Origin of the sequence: Psychrobacillus soli, from assembly GCF_006861775.1 — a bacterium.
Lineage (GTDB): Bacteria > Bacillota > Bacilli > Bacillales_A > Planococcaceae > Psychrobacillus > Psychrobacillus soli.
This window is the reverse complement of record NZ_VDGG01000045.1, coordinates 1-18009: the sequence shown is the minus strand read 5'-3', so window position 1 is coordinate 18009 and position 18009 is coordinate 1. Positions and strand designations below refer to the sequence as shown.

The window sequence follows — 18009 nt, the reverse complement described above, 5'->3', positions numbered from 1 at the left end:
GTGTGTTATATGGAAACAGTATATCCACAAATTGTGACATCAGCGGATATGCTGAAAAGTACAATTCAATTGGAGCCACTTATTGAAAAGCTAAAAAGCAATCATGCAAAGGCAGTCGCTATTACAAACAGTACTTTGTATGGCATAATGCCTTTTTGGCATGAAATGAAAAAACATCATATTCATCCGATTATCGGACTAACGTTAAATGTCCAATTAGATGAAAAATGTGTTTCGCTTGTTATTTATGCAAAAAATAATAATGGGTATGAAAATATATTAAAAATTTCAAGCAGTTTGGAAACGAGAGAACTAGCGGAACTTCCAAAGAAATGGTTGGAAGCTTATAAAGATGGCATTATTGCAGTTTATAAAGGGGATAAGCAGTTTTCCAAAGAGGCATTAGTGGAACTAAATGACCTCTTTGGAATTGGTAATTTGTATATCGGGTTAGAGCGACCAAATGGGATAAAGCAAGACATCGAAGACGAAATAATAGCCGCAGCACAGCAAACTTCTATTAAAATTACTGTCTATCATTTGAGTCGCTATGTGCAAAAAGAAGATGCATTTGCATATGAAGTATTGAACGCAATGGATCAATCACTAAAAATGACCGATCGTAATCGCTTAAAACCTACGGACGATTCGTTTCATGTGCTGACAGAAATAGAGTGGAAGGAATGGTTTTCGGACGTTCCAGAATGGCTTGAAAATACGAGGTCAATGCTAGAAAAATGTCATGTCCAACTCGATAAACAAGCACATATTATGCCGAAATTCCCTTTGCCTGCGCAGGAAAATGCGAAAGATTATTTGCGAGCACTTTGTGAAGAAGGTTTAAACATTCGTTTAGGTAAAGTGACGCAAAAGTATAAAGAGCGGCTTCATTATGAACTTCAAATTATTAATGAAATGAATTACGAAGACTATTTTCTAATCGTGCAAGATTTTATGAAATATGCTAAACGGACAGGTATTTTGACAGGTCCAGGTCGGGGGTCATCAGCAAGTTCACTTGTTGCCTATTCTCTATTTATAACCGATGTGGATCCTCTCCAATACGGTCTTCTATTCGAACGTTTTTTAAATCCAGAACGTATCACTATGCCGGATATTGATATTGACTTTGCAGATTCGAGAAGAATGGAAGTAATTCGGTATGTTGCTGAAAAATACGGGAAAAACTATGTTTCACAAATAATTACATTTGGTACATTATCCGCAAAGGCAGTAGCGAGGGAAGTTGCTAGAATCTTTGGTTTTGAATCTTCTACATTAGAAGCTATTTCTTCTTTTATCCCAAACAAAAACGGTATTACATTGAAAGAGGCGTATGCACAATCTCAAAAGCTACGCGAGTTTATACAAACAGAAGAAATACGAAAAAAATGGTTTGAGGTCGCACTTGCGTTAGAAGGGTTACCTAGAAATGCTTCTACACATGCTGCGGGAGTTGTGTTATCACCGATACCTTTAGTGGATGTAGTCCCAATTCAAATGGGACACGACGATCTATTTTTAACGCAATGGCCAATGAAAGAAGTAGAACAGGCCGGCTTGTTAAAGATGGATTTCCTAGGACTAAGAAACTTAACGATTATTGAACGAATTTTAAAGATTATCCATAAAAATAAGTCGCAATCGTTTTCGCTAGCTACTATTTCTTTCGATGATGAGCGTACATTTCGCCTATTACAAAATGGCGATACGACGGGTGTCTTTCAACTAGAATCAGAGGGGATGCGACACTCCCTCAAGCAAATTCAACCGACCAAGTTTGAAGATATTGTAGCGGTAAATGCCCTTTATAGACCAGGTCCAATGGAGAGTATACCACTTTATGCGAAACGAAAATTAGGTCAATTACCGGTAACATACGAGCATCCAGTATTACAGCCGATCCTACAAGAAACGTATGGCATAATTGTCTATCAAGAACAAATCATGCAAATCGCATCACAAATGGCGGGCTTTACTTTTGGAGAAGCAGATTTACTTCGTAGAGCAGTAAGTAAGAAAAATCGGGATATTTTGCAAAAAGAAAGAACACATTTTGTACAAAAAGCAATACAACTAGGTCATGCCGAACCGGCCGCTTCATCTGTTTATGATCTGATCGTGCGTTTTGCGGATTATGGTTTTCCAAAAAGCCATGCGGTAGCATATAGTGTTATTTCTTATCAAATGGCTTTTTTAAAAGCACATTTTCCTGTAGCTTTTTATTGTGCATTACTTAGCACAGCAACTGGCAATCAAGAAAAGATAAATCAACTAGTAATGGAAATGAAGCAGAAAGGAATTCCAATACTTCCGCCTTCTATTTTTAATAGCCACACCTTTTTCACAGTGGAAAATGATGGAGTGAGATTTGGTTTGCAAGCGATTAAGGGTGTTTCACATACATTTACCCAGAAGTTATTGCAACTAAGAAGAAATGGAGCAAGAAAGTGGGATGATCTTTTTGATCTAGCCGCTGATTTATCCGCTATCCATTTTACTAGGAAAAATATAGAGCCGCTCATCAAAGCGGGTGCACTAGATAACTTTCAGGAAGAGCGATCTACTCTGCTTGCAACACTAGATGCAGCTGTGAAATATGCGGAACTTGTTAGTCCTACAGAAGACACTGACTTATTTGAAGGAAATGCCACTCATTTTGGAAAATCAAAATATATTAGAACCGATGAATTGCCATTAATGGTAAAACTCCAATTTGAAAAAGAAGTGTTAGGTCAGTATTTCTCAGAGCATCCGACGGTTTCTAAGAAAAAGAGTATTCAACAGAAAGTAAATAATATTTGGGATATTTTACAATCAACTAGAGATGGAAAAGTAACAGTAGTAGGATTAATACAGGACATCAAAAAAATAAGAACAAAAAAAGGGGAATCGATGGCCTTTGTCACGATCCAAGATGAAACGGGAAGCATCTCCGTTACGCTATTTCCAGAGGATTACGCAAAGTACAATCTCTTGTTAGAAGAACTTGCCATCCTTGTAGTGGAAGGAAAATCCGAGCGACGCAATGGTCGAACTCAAATAATAGGAAAACTAGTTTCACTATAAACTGTACGTATGTAGTACAGTTTTTTCTTTACGTTTACCACATTTTTTTGTATGCTATTAACTATGAGTGGTCAGACCACTTTGTAATTAATGGAAGAGTGAGGATTGGATGATCCCAAATAATAACTCCAGAAAAATGTTTTTAGAAATAGTGAAGCAACTAAGACAACTCATTCATGATGAAAACATACCAGTAGGTGGCAAATTGCCATCCGAAAGAGAACTTGCTGAGCGTTTACAAGTTGGACGTTCAACAGTTAGGGAAGCGCTTAGAAGTTTAGAATTGCTTGGAATAATAGAAACTAGACGAGGAGAAGGAACTTTTCTTTCTGATTTTCGTAAACACCAACTAGTGGAATTATTATCTACTTTTATATTACAGGATTCTAGATCAAAAAAAGATGTGCATACAACAATGCATGCATTAGAAAAAGAGGCTATTCGGACAATATGTCTGACCGAACAACTTCAAAAACAATCGATTTGGGACGCTTTCATAGATAAATTACAAGAAGAAATGTTTCAAGAAGACATTATCCGAGAAATAATTATTATATCCAATAATAGATTAGGCTTGAAAATCTGGTTTTTGTTGAAACAGTTTGCAGGAGAACCTTATCGTAGTTTGATGAATGTAAAAGAGAAAGAAGCCTGGAAAATGCTTTTAGGCAATTTAAAAGTTGGGAATGAGCAACAAGCAATATCCAATTATAATGAATGGAAATTGTTAATGAATAGGGGAGAAATAAAATGATTCGAGATATATTTAGAAAAAATCAAAAAAAGAAATATGCGACAATACCAACTGAAAAAGCGAAAAATGATGTGCCAGAAGGAATTATGGTGAAATGTCCGGAATGTAGAAAAAACGTCTTCACAAAGGACTTGATGAAAAATTTAAAAGTCTGCCCTACTTGTGACCATCATATGAAAATGACTGCGCATGAACGAGTAGAAATCTTTTTAGATGAAAACACATTTGAATCGATGGATGACCACTTAGAAACAGTAAATCCATTAAATTTCCCTAGCTATACTGAAAAAATTAAATCAGATGCGAAGAAAACTGGTTTAAACGAAGCAGTGCTTACTGGTGTGGGGCAATTAGACGGTCAAAAAGTAGTTGTAGCAATTATGGATTCTCATTTTAGAATGGGGTCTATGGGTTCGGTTGTAGGAGAGAAAATTACGAGAGCTATTGAAAAAGCAACGCAGCTTCAAGTCCCATTTATTATTTTCACAGCTAGTGGTGGTGCCAGAATGCAAGAAGGCGTATTATCTTTAATGCAAATGGCGAAAACTTCCGTAGCTTTAAGAAGACATAGTGATCACGGTCTTTTATACATTTCCATTTTAACGCATCCTACTACAGGCGGCGTTTCAGCAAGTTTTGCTTCAGTAGGAGACATTAATATTGCAGAGCCAAAAGCATTGATCGGGTTTGCTGGTCGACGAGTAATTGAACAAACGGTCCGCGAAAAACTTCCAGAGGATTTTCAAACTGCGGAATTTTTAATGGATCATGGTCAATTAGATGCAGTAATTCATCGAAAAGATATGCGTGAAAAAGTGGCAACACTTGTCCAAATGCATATGAATAAGGAGGTTTCTACATGGTAAAAACAATGCCTTTTGAAGAACCGGTTGTCCAGTTAAAAGCTAAAATTGAAGAGTTAAAAGAATATACAGTAAGCGCAGAAGTGGATCTGACTGCAGAAATAAAAAATCTAGAAAAAAGATTACACAAATTAGAACAAGAAATTTATGAAAATATGGAACCTTGGGATCGTGTGCAAGTGGCTCGTCATCCAAGTCGTCCTACGACAAGAGATTATATTCAATTATTATTTACAGATTTCATCGAGCTACATGGAGATCGTCTTTACGGAGACGACGCAGCGATCATAGGTGGAATTGCACTGTTTGATGGTAAACCTATTACGATCATTGGTCATCAGCGAGGGATTGATACGAAAGAAAATATTAAACGTAATTTCGGAATGCCACATCCGGAAGGCTATCGAAAAGCATTACGTTTAATGAAGCAAGCGGAAAAATTTAATCGCCCGATTATTTGTTTTATCGATACAAAAGGGGCTTATCCAGGTAAAGCGGCTGAAGAGCGTGGACAAAGTGAAGCAATCGCGAGAAATTTAGTAGAAATGGCTGGTTTAAAAGTACCGGTTATTAGTGTTGTAATTGGAGAAGGCGGAAGTGGTGGTGCGCTTGCACTTGGAGTTGCTAATCATATTCATATGTTGGAAAACTCCACATATTCCGTTATTTCCCCGGAAGGAGCAGCATCTATCTTATGGAAAGATGCATCACTTGCGAAGCAAGCAGCGGAAGCGATGAAAATTACTGCGCCTGATTTGAAAAAAATGAATATTATAGATGGAGTTATTCGTGAAGTATATGGCGGTGCCCATAGAGATTCAGAGGCACAAGCAACATACATGAAAGATGTTCTAATCAACTCTTTACGCGAGCTTTCCAAGCTTTCTGCTGAAGAGTTAATAGAGGCTCGTTATAATAAGTTCAAACATATGGGAGAATACAACGAATAAAAAAAATGCGTCTATAGTGACGCATTTTTTTTGACTCCATTCATGATAAGATGGAATTATCAAATTTAAAAGTTTGGAGGAACCATTGTGAAGCGTATAGGTGTATTAACAAGTGGTGGAGATGCTCCTGGGATGAATGCTGCAATACGTGCTGTAGTAAGAAAAGCAATTTACGAGGGACTCGAAGTAGTAGGGATTTTTCACGGGTATCAAGGCTTAATCGATGGAAATATGGAAGTATTAAATTTAGGTTCCGTTGGAGATATTATTCAAAGAGGTGGAACGAAACTCTATTCTGCGAGATGTCCCGAATTTCGGACAGAAGAAGGTCAACAAAAAGCAATTGAGCAATTAAAAGCAAACGGTATCGAAGGTCTTGTTATTATCGGTGGAGATGGTTCTTATCGCGGTTCGATGACGTTAACGAAAAACGGTTTTCCTTGTGTAGGAATACCTGGAACGATTGATAATGATATTCCGGGAACAGATTACACGCTTGGTTTCGATACAGCACTTAACACGGTAATCGATTGTATAGATAAGATTCGCGATACTGCCACTTCTCACGACCGAACATTTATCGTAGAAGTAATGGGTAGAGATGCGGGAGATTTAGCTTTGTGGGCTGGTTTAGCAGGTGGAGCAGAGACGATTATTATTCCAGAAGTAAAGATGAATATGGAAGAAGTGGTGGAACGCTTAAAAAGCGGAACTTCTCGTGGTAAAAAACATAGTATTATTATCGTTGCTGAAGGAGTTATGAGTGGATCGGAATTTGCTGCTAAACTAATGGAGCATGCAAATATTGAAACGCGTGTTTCAGTTTTAGGTCATATTCAGCGTGGCGGTTCTCCAACAGGACGTGACCGAGTACTTGCAAGTATGTTCGGTGCTAGAGCTGTAGAGGTACTAATTGCTGGTTCTGGAGGACGAGCAGTTGGCATACAGAATCATCAAGTGATAGACTATGATATGAATGAAGCATTTGAGAAAAGCGAAGTATTTGATCAAAATATGTATCAATTATCGAAAGAATTATCTATTTAAAAAAATTCTTTTACATAGAAAGGAATTGGACGATGAGAAAAACGAAAATAGTTTGTACAATTGGACCTGCAAGTGAATCAGAGGAAATGTTAGAAAAATTAATCGAGGCAGGGATGAACGTAGCCAGATTAAATTTTTCACATGGAAGTCATGAAGAACATGCTGCAAGAATTAAAACAATTCGAGAAGTGTCTAAAAAAGTAGGGAAAATTGTAGGTATTTTATTAGATACAAAAGGACCTGAAATTCGTACACATAAAATGGAAAATGACGCAATTGAATTGACGACTGGTCAAACAATTGATATTTCTATGACAGAAGTTTTAGGTAACAACGAACGTTTTTCTATTTCGTATGAAAAACTAATAGAAGATGTGCAAGAAGGTTCTATTATTTTACTTGATGACGGTTTAATCGAGCTAATCGTAACGAATATTAATACGACTGACGGCGTTATTTCCACGTATGTTCAAAATGCGGGAACGCTAAAAAATAATAAAGGCGTAAATGTACCAGGAGTTTCTGTTCAACTACCAGGTATTACAGAGAAAGATGCGAAAGATATTCTATTTGGAATTGAACAAGATGTAGATTTCATCGCGGCTTCTTTTGTTCGACGAGCGAAAGACGTACTAGAAATTAGAGAGTTGCTTGAAAATAATAGTGGTTCTCATATTCAAATCATCCCGAAAATTGAAAACCAAGAAGGCGTCGACAACATTGATGAAATTATTCAAGTTTCAGATGGTTTAATGGTTGCAAGGGGAGATCTTGGTGTAGAAATTCCAGCGGAAGAAGTTCCTTTAGTGCAAAAAAGCCTTATTAAAAAATGTAATGTAGCGGGGAAACCTGTCATTACAGCAACTCAAATGCTAGACTCTATGCAACGTAATCCAAGACCAACCCGTGCAGAAGCTAGTGACGTTGCAAATGCCATTTTAGACGGAACAGATGCTATTATGTTGTCAGGTGAAACAGCAGCTGGTTATTATCCAGTAGAGGCTGTTCAAACGATGGATAAAATTGCAAAAAGAACGGAAAATGCAATTGATTATCGTGCACATGTATCCAAGTTAAGTAAGGCACGTGAAGTAAATTTAACAGACGCAATTGGACAAGCTGTAGCACATACTGCAATTAACTTAAAAGTAAAAGCAGTAATTGCTCCAACAGAGAGCGGCCATACTGCTAAAATGATTTCTAAATTCAGACCTGGTGTGCCAATTATTGCAGTGACTTCGTCTAATTTACCTTCTAGAAAGCTAACACTCGTATGGGGTGTTTATCCGATTGTTGGGAAAAAAGCTTATTCAACAGATGAAGTGCTAGAAATAGCAATCGAGGAAAGCATCGTTCATGAGTATGTATCGCATGGTGATTTAGTTGTGATTACTGCAGGAGTTCCTGTTGGTGAAGCTGGCACAACGAACTTGATGAAAGTTCATGTAATTGGAGACAAAGTTGCTAAAGGGCAAGGAATTGGTAAAACTTCTGCATTTGGAAAAGCAATTGTTGTGAATAACGCTAGAGAACTAGAAGGACAAGATACAACAAATAGTATTATTGTTACAATTGGTTCTGATCGTGATATGGTTCCGAGTATTGAAAAATGCAAAGGTCTAATTACAGAAGAAGGCGGATTAACTAGCCATGCTGCAGTGGTGGGACTAAGTTTAGGAATTCCCGTCATCGTTGGTGTAGAAAATGCAACCAAATTAATAAAAGATGGTCAAGAGTTAACAATAGACGCAACAAGTGGCGCTATTTATCACGGTCACGCAAGCATCATATAAAAGATTATCTTCAAGCTAAAAAAGTAGAGGGGAATTCAATGATTTCCACCCTACTTTTTTAGTATTTCCTTACTTATTGTACAACCCTATATTCTAGGAAGGTGAATTTATGAAATGGCTGATAGGTCTTATTATTGTAATTCCAGCAATAGAATTATATATACTGCTTTTATCTGGTAAAACGATTGGAGCAGGGTATACGTTCCTCTTAATTTTAGCAAGTGGGATTATCGGTGCTTATTTTGCAAAAAGACAAGGAATAAGAGCTTTCCGGGAAGTTTCGGATAATATTAAAAATGGTCAAGCACCAGGTGAAGCGGCTATTAATGGAATCTTCGTCTTTATAGGTTCTATTTTAGTCATATTACCGGGTTTTATTTCAGATATCCTCGGCTTTATGCTTTTATTCGCCCCTACACGGAACCTATTTAAACCACTACTATATCGTTGGATCCGTAAAAAGATGAAAAATGGTCAAGTTATCGTGATGAAGTCTTCGTAAGATTCTCCCACTTATTTGCGATCAAATAAATAAACGGGCTAAATAATATTCCTATAAACCCAAAGATTAAAATGGCTGCCGCGCTTAGAAAGAATACGTGGACAGCCTTTATTTGCATAGAGGACGACCAAAGCACATTTTCTACGATATGTCTCGTCAATTGAACAAATATATAAAGAAGCAGAACTATTATTCCGGCCATTCGTTGATCCATAAGGAAAAAGTAAACACTGAGTGGTATTAGAATAATGCCTGTTCCTAAAAAAGGAATACTATCTACTAACGATACGAGAAAAGCGTATTTTACTGGATTATGTAAACCTAATAATTGAAACCCAATGGATAAAAGAACAAACGTTAGAAAAAACAGTTTTAATTCTACCGATATAAATTTGTTCATAACACCGGATGATTTTTTTAATGCTCTTTGAGAGAAGCTTCGTGCTTTTTTAGGAAAGTAAACGAGAAACCAATGGCGGTCTTTCATCGATTCATATAAAGAAAAAAACAAACCAATACTAAATAAAAAAACTTCAAAAAAATAGGAAGGTAAATTTGTCAGGTTTAATAATAGATCATTCAAAATTTTATTTAATAAGTTTTGAAACTTTCCTTCAAAAAATAAGAAGATGGGATGTTGCTTCAACTCGACGAATGGTAATAATAAAATATGTTCGTGTATTAGTGGGAGAAGATCTAGGAGTGCTTGTACTATTATATATAGAAATAATATAAAACTAGATAAAATAAGTGCTTCTGTTAACAGCACACTTAAGGCAACAGGAAGTTTAACATTTTTATAAAAGAAATTTGTAATAGGATATAAAAAATAGCCACAAATAATAGCTGAAGATAGAGGATAAGCAACGAGTGAAATTAGTATAATAATTCCAAATGGTATCCAAAGAGACATAATTTCTTTCTTATTTATTTGTAGAGTAATCATTTTCATCCATTCTTTTCAAAATATTAGGATATAGAAACATTATTTTTTAATAATTTTAAGCGTTTTCATTCACAAAATAGCCAAATATGATTATACTAAGATTGTAAGGATTAAAAGGTACATAATACATACAGATGATTCTTCGTTCTTCGTTCAATGTTCAAGTGGAGCGAAGTATTATACTGTAGAAGGGGAGATTTCGAAATGACAACAACTCGTGGTTTAGAAGGTGTTGTAGCTGCGGAGACTGCCATCAGTTCTATCATTGATGACACACTTACATACGTTGGCTACAATATTGACGATTTAGCAACAAATGCAAGTTTTGAAGAAGTGGTATATTTATTATGGCATAAACGCCTACCAAAAGCAGATGAGCTAGCAGAGTTAAAACAACAACTAGCTGACAATATGGCAGTTCCTCAAGAAGTTTTAAATCATTTCAAAACGTATCCAATTAATAAAGTGCACCCGATGTCCGCTCTAAGAACTGCTGTATCTATGCTAGCATTATATGATGATGCTGCAGAAGATATGTCCGAAGAAGCTAATTACTTAAAAGCAATTCAATTACAAGCAAAACTTTCAACATTAGTAACTGCATTTTCACGTGTTCGAAAAGGCTTGGAACCAGTTGCACCAAAAACCGATTTAGGTTATGCTGCAAACTTCTTGTACATGCTATCTGGCGAACTTCCACAAGACATTGAAATAGAAGCTTTTGACAAAGCACTTGTACTACATGCAGATCATGAATTAAATGCTTCTACATTTACTGCACGTGTTTGTGTAGCTACTTTATCAGATATATATTCAGGTGTTGTAGCAGCTATCGGTGCTTTAAAAGGACCACTTCATGGTGGAGCAAATGAACAAGTAATGAAAATGTTAACAGAAATCGATTCACTAGAAAAAGTGGATGAGTATATTAACGATAAATTAGCAAACAAAGAAAAAATTATGGGCTTCGGTCACCGTGTTTATCGTCAAGGAGACCCACGTGCAAAACACTTACGTGAAATGTCTAAAAAACTTACTACGCTTCGCGGTGAGTCAAAATTATATGATATGTCAATTCGCATTGAAGAAATTGTTACAGGCCAAAAGAATTTACCGCCTAACGTAGATTTTTACTCTGCATCTGTCTATCATTCATTAAACATTGACCATGATCTATTTACACCTATTTTTGCGGTATCACGTGTGTCGGGTTGGACTGCACATATTCTTGAGCAGTACGCTAACAACCGTTTAATCCGTCCACGCGCAGATTATGTAGGACCTGGTATGCAACAATATATTCCTATCGGGGAAAGATAATCATATTGCTCAAAAGAGTTAGAGTTAATCAACCACTATGAGTTGATAGCATTATAGATATAGTAGGAGGAAATGATAAAATGACAACTGGTAAAATCACTGTAGAAAACGGCGTACTTAATGTACCAAACACAGCAATTATTCCTTTCATCGAAGGAGACGGGACTGGTCCTGATATTTGGGCAGCAGCTTCACGCGTTTTAGAAGCAGCAGTTGAAAAAGCATATAACGGTGAAAAGAAAATTGAATGGAAAGAAGTACTTGCTGGTCAAAAAGCATTCGATCAAACGGGCGAATGGTTACCACAAGAAACGCTTGATGTGATCAATGAATATTTAATCGCTATTAAAGGACCTCTTACTACACCAATCGGTGGTGGTATTCGTTCATTAAACGTAGCATTACGTCAAGAATTAGATTTATATACTTGCCTACGTCCAGTTCGTTATTTCACTGGTGTTCCTTCACCAGTAAAACGTCCTGAAGATACGGATATGGTTATTTTCCGTGAAAACACAGAAGATATTTATGCTGGTATTGAATATGCAAAAGGCTCGGATGAAGTGAAAAAGTTAATTGAATTCCTTCAAAATGAAATGGGCGTTAACAAAATCCGCTTCCCTGAAACTTCAGGTATTGGGATTAAACCGGTTTCTGAAGAAGGTACAAAACGTTTAGTTCGTGCTGCACTTAACTATGTTATTAAAGAAGGTCGCGAATCTTTAACACTTGTTCATAAAGGAAACATCATGAAGTTCACTGAAGGAGCTTTCAAAAATTGGGGATATGAAGTTGCTGAACAAGAATTCGGCGATAAAGTATTCACTTGGAACCAATACGATCAAATTAAAGAAGAGCAAGGAACAGAAGCTGCTGACAAAGCACAAGCTGATGCACTTGCAGCTGGAAAAATCTTAGTAAAAGATTCAATCGCTGATATCTTCTTACAACAAATCTTAACTCGTCCAAAAGAGTTCGATGTAGTTGCTACAATGAACTTAAACGGAGACTATATTTCAGATGCACTAGCTGCTCAAGTTGGTGGTATTGGTATCGCTCCAGGTGCTAACATCAACTACGTAACTGGACATGCTATTTTCGAAGCAACTCACGGAACAGCTCCAAAATATGCTGGACTTGATAAAGTAAACCCATCTTCTGTTATCCTTTCTGGTGTATTAATGCTTGAACACCTTGGTTGGAACGAAGCTGCAAAACTAATCATGGATTCAATGGAAAAATCTATCGCTTCAAAAGTAGTAACTTATGACTTTGCTCGTCTAATGGACGGAGCTACAGAAGTTAAATGTTCTGAGTTCGCTAATGAACTAATCAAAAACATGTAATTTTAAATGAAATTTGGTTTTTTAAGAGAGGGGATTTCCCCTCTTTTTAAATATGAACAAAAGGGGAGTTTCTAAATGACATTGAAACGCAATAAAATCTCGGTTATCGGCGGCGGATTCACTGGTGCTACTACGGCATTCTTACTTGCACAAAAAGAACTTGGAGATATTGTACTTGTGGACATTCCTCAAGCAGAAAACCCTACAAAAGGGAAAGCTTTAGATATGGCAGAAGCAGGCCCAGTACAAGGCTTTGATGCAAGCATTATTGGCACTTCGAATTATGAAGATACAAAAGATTCGGATGTTGTCATTATTACTGCTGGTATTGCACGTAAACCAGGTATGAGTCGTGATGATTTAGTTCAAACAAACCAAAAAGTAATGAAATCTGTAACAAGCGAAATCGTAAAATATTCACCAAATACAATAATCATCGTATTAACGAATCCAGTGGATGCGATGACTTATACAGTATACAAAGAGTCAGGATTGCCAAAAGAACGTGTAATCGGGCAGTCTGGTGTACTGGATACAGCTCGTTTCCGTACGTTTGTAGCACAAGAGTTAAACTTATCGGTTAAAGATGTAACTGGTTTTGTTCTTGGGGGACACGGCGATGATATGGTTCCATTAGTAAGATATTCTTATGCTGGTGGTATTCCATTAGAAAAGCTAATCGATGCTGCGCGTTTAGAAGAAATCGTTGATCGCACTCGTAAAGGCGGAGCGGAAATCGTTAACCTTTTAGGAAACGGTTCTGCTTACTATGCTCCAGCTGCGGCACTAGTTGAAATGGCTGAAGCGATCTTGAAAGACCAAAAACGTGTGTTACCGTCTATCGCTTATTTAGAAGGCGAATATGGTATGGACGGTATTTATCTTGGAGTTCCAACTGTACTTGGTGCAGGTGGCATCGAGAAAATTATTGAGCTGGATTTAACGGAAGAAGAAAAAGAATTACTAAGCAAATCTGCCGATTCCGTTAAAGCAGTTATGAACGTTTTAGCATAATTAGTGATAATATTAATCGAGCGTGGGAAACCCGCTCGATTTTTTTTGTACTTATTGTTAAGATAGATATAGCTAATTGATGGGAGGATGAAATATTGTTATTGGGTAAAATACAAAAAAAGGGTAGGAATGTTAACGATTTAGTTGTTGGTGAAAAATTAACCATTACTGAAAAAATAGAAGATAAAGATTTGCTTCTATATTTAGGGTTAACAAATGATAATAATCCTTTATATATTCAGCACGATTTTGCCTCCAAAACAATTTATGCAAAACCGATTGTCCCACCAATTATGTTAATGGGCATTATAACAGCTGCTATTTCCAAATACTTACCTGGTCCCGGAGCGTATATAGCTAAACAAGACATCAGCTTTCTAGCGCCTGCTTACCACTACTCAACTTTAAAGTTTACGTTTGAAGTAATAGAGATTGATGTAGAGGCAAATGGAATAGTAATTTCTGTTGCTGCGAAAGATGAACAAAATAATGCAGTATTAGTTGGTACTTTTTACGTGAACCCGCCAGCTATTGAACAGTAGATCAACATTTGAAGTTAAATGATTTGGAATAGGGGTTTCAAATCAACTTTTGGAGGCATATAAATGAAAAAAGTATTAGTTGTGGATGATGAAAGCTCAATTGTAACATTATTAAAATATAATCTAGAAGATGCGGGTTTTGAGGTCATTACTGCAAATGATGGTTTAGAAGGCTTGAATCGTGCAATGGAGGAAAATCCAGATGTTATCGTGTTAGATTGGATGTTACCACATATGGACGGAATGGAAGTATGTAAAGAACTTCGTCTGAAAAAGATTCAAACACCGATTATTATGCTTACCGCGAAAGATGAAGAATTTGATAAAGTGCTTGGTCTTGAATTAGGGGCAGATGATTATATGACCAAACCGTTTAGCCCACGTGAAGTGACCGCTCGTGTAAAAGCGATGATACGACGTTCTACCATTTCTACCGAGCATCAGCTGAATGATATAAAGCAAAAAGAAGAAATGTACTTGTTTGGACCACTGCAAATTTATCCAGAGCGTTTTGAAGTACTTTTAAATGAAGAACCAATTGAGTTTACACCGAAGGAATTTGAATTGCTTGTTTACTTAATCGAAAACAAAAATAGAGTACTTACACGAGACCAATTATTAAGCGCTGTTTGGAACTATGATTTTGCAGGAGATACGCGGATTGTAGATGTTCACGTTAGCCATTTACGAGATAAAATTGAAGAGAATAGTAGAAAGCCAATTTTTATCAAAACGATACGAGGTCTTGGATATAAATTTGAGGAACCAAAGTCGTAATGAAGAGATTTCAATCCAAACTATTACGAACATATTCAATAATAATTGGATTAATATTAGCTAGTCTTGGTCTAGTTCTTGGACAACTGTATCCTGTTTTTGTTAATTACTCCACAGTTACTTTAATCGACTCTAAAATGGAGCAAATCTCGACTTATTTAGTTGAAACAGAACTTTCAAAAGAAGAGCAAGCAAATGTAAAGCAGCTATTAAATTCTACTCTTCAATATCAGGAAATTGAGAATGGCCAACATTCTCTTTGGTTATTTTTATTTTTTGTATTATTAATCACTTTTCTTGTTGCTTTGTTTTTAGGATCTAATATATTTAAGAAGTATGCACAACCTATTGAACATTTAACTGAAACTGCAATGGAGCTTGCACGAGGTAACTATCGTATACGCGCATTTGAAGATGATTTTTCAGGTATGTCTACATTAAGTAATTCCATCAATATCCTTGCACGTAATTTACATGATATTTCTGTTATGCGAGAAACAGAAAAAGAGCGATTAAAAACACTAATTGAGAACATGGGTAGTGCTTTAATAATGATTGATCGAAACGGACTTGTTACGATTATAAATCGATCTTTTATGGACCAATTACAAATTTCTATTGAAAATGTTGATGGAAAACTTTTTCGGAAAATTGGGCTTCCGGATCAAGTAGAAGCTTTTATTGATAAATTATTTTTAACAGAATCTTCATACCGAGAGCAAATCCAGATTAAGCGCAATTTACATACTTATTATAAGGATGCTTACGGGGCGCCTGTAATTGGAGAACATGGAAGATGGTTAGGTATCGTTGTAGTAATGCACGATATTACGGAGCTTATTAAGTTAGAGCAAGTTCGAAAAGATTTTGTAGCAAATGTTTCCCACGAACTAAAAACACCGGTAACTTCTATTAAAGGATTTTCGGAGACATTATTATACGGAGCATACAAAAATGAAGAAACATTAATTTCTTTTCTAGAAATTATCCATAAAGAAAGTAATCGATTGCAAATGCTTATTACTGATTTATTAGACTTATCCAAAGTCGAACAAGTAGGATATGAAGTGAATTTGCAAAAAGTAAAATTGAATGATGTACTAAATCGTTGCATTGATATGTCTACACATCTTCTAGAAGAAAAGGAAATCGAATTAGCGTTTTCGGTAGAAGACTCCGTAAAAGTATTAGGAGATTCTAATCGTTTAATGCAAATTATGATGAACCTTGTGACAAATGCAATTACGTATTCATCTGATCATACTACTTTACATATTTCCATTTTCAAAAATGAAAAGTATGGTATATTCCGAATTCAAGATGAGGGCATTGGGATTAGTAAAGAAGAGATTAGTCGAATCTTTGAACGTTTTTACCGCGTAGATCGCGCAAGAAGTAGAAATTCAGGTGGTACTGGTTTAGGTCTTGCGATTGTGAAGCATCTTGTAGAAGCGCATCATGGGTTGATAGAAGTAGATAGTGAAGTTGGTAAAGGTACCTGTTTTACTGTGTACATACCACTGGTTAAAAGTTAATGGAGGTAAATATGAATAACGAATCATTTATCCCAATTATTGTGGGAACAGATATGAATGCTTATAATATGGCTATTTCATTTCATGAAGAATACAATATAAAGCCAATTTTAGTCGGGAAGGAAGAAATGTCCTTTACGAAATGGAGCAGTGTCATTGATCATATTGAAATTCATCCGAATTTATGGGATAAAGCTGCGTTTGTCACCGTTTTAACGGAAGTGGCAAAAAAATATAAGACTGCTGGCAAGCAATTGCTGTTAATCGGAACAAATGATTTCTATGTCCGACTAATTATCGAAAATGCGAGAGCGTTAAAAGAAATGTATGTATTTAATTATATGTCAGAAGAGTTAATGAATAATCTTCTGGTGAAATCGAATTTTTATAAGCTTTGCGAAGAGCATGGAATTGATGCACCAAAAACGTACTATTATTCTTGTGCCAAAAAGGAACCTTTTACAGAAGAAGTATTGTTTCCTTTAATCATTAAACCAAGTAATGGTGTTCAATATTATAAAAATAAATTTCCAGGGCAACAAAAAGTATATCGAGTAGAATCACGTGAAGAACTAAATGATGTCATTAATAAAGTGAATGCTAGTGGATATTCGGAAGATTTAATCATTCAAGATTATATTCCGGGTGATGATACGTATATGTGGGATTCTGTTTTGTATATGAATTCCAAGGGAAAAGCGCAGTTAAGTACGCTTGCACAAGTTGTTTTGCAAGAACATACGGTAACTGCAATTGGAAACTATACAGCGCTTATTACGAGATATGATGAAGAATTGATGAAAAAGCTTCAACATTTTTTAGAAGCAGTAGGGTATGTAGGGTTTGCTAACTTTGATTTGAAGTTTGATGAACGCGACGGTAAATTTAAAGTGTTTGAAGTGAATATTCGTCAAGGACGCTCAAGTTATTATACGACGGCACTTGGACATAATATGGCAAGATATTTTGTGGATGATGTTATTCATAACAAACCAAAACAGCTGACATTATTAAATGAGCATTATTTGTTTACGGTAGTGCCTAAGATTGTGTTAAAGAAGTTTGTCGATAATAAAGAAATTCAAAGAGAAATTAGACATCTATTGAGAACAGGAAAATGGGGAAATCCATTGTTTTATAAAAAAGATACAAGTTTCATGAGAAAAATATATTTAATTGCTCGTCAGTTTAATTATTATAAAAAATATAAAAATAATAATTGGTGAGGAAAAATTTACAATATATTCATAATAGATTTACAATCGTCTGTTACATTTAAATAGACCCCTTTTCCAAACGATTTACCTAAAAAAAGCTAGCGCTCAGCTAGCTTTTTTTATATTGTAGCAAACTAATGATTATAGGGGTAATGCGTGGTAGTGAGTTGAGATAAAGTGTTCGCTGGGATTTCCTCTGCAGTCGAACGCTTTCCGCCGGGTGAGCGATGAGCCATCCCCGCCGCTTAGGCGTCGTAGGGATGACTCATTTGCCCACTCATCCGGCAGGAGTCGTCGCCCACAGCGAAAATCAACGGAAATTGCTTACTTATCA

At 36.1% G+C, this 18009-nt stretch carries 15 protein-coding genes; 14 read left to right on the top strand and 1 reads right to left on the bottom strand.

Annotated elements, in window-relative coordinates; genetic code table 11:
- Nucleotides 1-9 precede the first annotated feature (9 nt).
- From dnaE to FG383_RS16750, 7 genes are all read left to right on the top strand, one after another.
- Nucleotides 10-3069 (top strand): DNA polymerase III subunit alpha, encoded by a 3060-nt coding sequence (gene dnaE / locus FG383_RS16780; RefSeq protein ID WP_142608550.1) that lies wholly within the window; start codon nt 10-12, stop codon nt 3067-3069.
- A gap of 109 nt (nt 3070-3178) precedes the next feature.
- The gene (locus tag FG383_RS16775; protein WP_142608549.1) at nt 3179-3823 is read left to right on the top strand and encodes a FadR/GntR family transcriptional regulator; all 645 of its coding nucleotides are present in this window, start codon (nt 3179-3181) and stop codon (nt 3821-3823) included.
- Nucleotides 3820-4689, top strand: coding sequence for an acetyl-CoA carboxylase, carboxyltransferase subunit beta (gene accD / locus FG383_RS16770; RefSeq protein ID WP_142608548.1), 870 nt, complete (start codon nt 3820-3822; stop codon nt 4687-4689). Before FG383_RS16775 ends, accD begins: the two co-directional genes overlap by 4 nt.
- Complete coding sequence (accA, locus tag FG383_RS16765; protein WP_142608547.1) at nt 4683-5636, top strand: acetyl-CoA carboxylase carboxyl transferase subunit alpha; 954 nt, start codon at nt 4683-4685, stop codon at nt 5634-5636. The genes accD and accA overlap by 7 nt, the downstream gene beginning before the upstream one ends.
- A gap of 87 nt (nt 5637-5723) precedes the next feature.
- Entirely contained in the window at nt 5724-6683 is a 960-nt protein-coding gene (pfkA, locus tag FG383_RS16760; protein WP_142608546.1) for a 6-phosphofructokinase, read from the top strand.
- A gap of 32 nt (nt 6684-6715) precedes the next feature.
- Entirely contained in the window at nt 6716-8476 is a 1761-nt protein-coding gene (pyk, locus tag FG383_RS16755) for a pyruvate kinase (protein ID WP_142608545.1), read from the top strand.
- A 109-nt stretch (nt 8477-8585) separates the two neighbouring features.
- A complete protein-coding gene (locus FG383_RS16750; RefSeq protein ID WP_142608544.1) occupies nt 8586-8978 on the top strand; it encodes an FxsA family protein in 393 nt (130 codons plus the stop codon).
- On the opposite strand, the gene FG383_RS16745 is transcribed toward FG383_RS16750, so the two are convergent.
- The gene (locus FG383_RS16745; protein ID WP_185907986.1) at nt 8956-9924 is read right to left on the bottom strand and encodes an AI-2E family transporter; all 969 of its coding nucleotides are present in this window, start codon (nt 9922-9924) and stop codon (nt 8956-8958) included. The two genes, FG383_RS16750 and FG383_RS16745, sit on opposite strands and share 23 nt — an antisense overlap.
- 204 nt (nt 9925-10128) lie before the next feature.
- Between FG383_RS16745 and citZ the strand changes: the two genes are divergently transcribed.
- From citZ to FG383_RS16710, 7 genes are all read left to right on the top strand, one after another.
- On the top strand, nt 10129-11244 hold the full coding sequence (gene citZ, locus FG383_RS16740) for a citrate synthase (protein ID WP_142608542.1): 1116 nt from the start codon (nt 10129-10131) through the stop codon (nt 11242-11244).
- 80 nt (nt 11245-11324) lie between these two features.
- Nucleotides 11325-12590, top strand: coding sequence for an NADP-dependent isocitrate dehydrogenase (icd, locus tag FG383_RS16735; RefSeq protein ID WP_142608541.1), 1266 nt, complete (start codon nt 11325-11327; stop codon nt 12588-12590).
- Between the two features lie 75 nt (nt 12591-12665).
- The gene (gene mdh / locus FG383_RS16730) at nt 12666-13604 is read left to right on the top strand and encodes a malate dehydrogenase (RefSeq protein WP_142608540.1); all 939 of its coding nucleotides are present in this window, start codon (nt 12666-12668) and stop codon (nt 13602-13604) included.
- A 95-nt stretch (nt 13605-13699) separates the two neighbouring features.
- Nucleotides 13700-14146 (top strand): MaoC family dehydratase, encoded by a 447-nt coding sequence (locus FG383_RS16725; protein ID WP_142608539.1) that lies wholly within the window; start codon nt 13700-13702, stop codon nt 14144-14146.
- Between the two features lie 63 nt (nt 14147-14209).
- Nucleotides 14210-14923, top strand: a complete 714-nt coding sequence (locus FG383_RS16720; protein WP_142608538.1) for a response regulator transcription factor — start codon at nt 14210-14212, stop codon at nt 14921-14923.
- Nucleotides 14923-16458, top strand: coding sequence for a two-component system histidine kinase PnpS (pnpS, locus tag FG383_RS16715; protein ID WP_142608537.1), 1536 nt, complete (start codon nt 14923-14925; stop codon nt 16456-16458). Before FG383_RS16720 ends, pnpS begins: the two co-directional genes overlap by 1 nt.
- Nucleotides 16459-16469: 11 nt before the next feature.
- Nucleotides 16470-17684 (top strand): carboxylate--amine ligase, encoded by a 1215-nt coding sequence (locus tag FG383_RS16710; protein ID WP_142608536.1) that lies wholly within the window; start codon nt 16470-16472, stop codon nt 17682-17684.
- Nucleotides 17685-18009 lie beyond the last annotated feature (325 nt).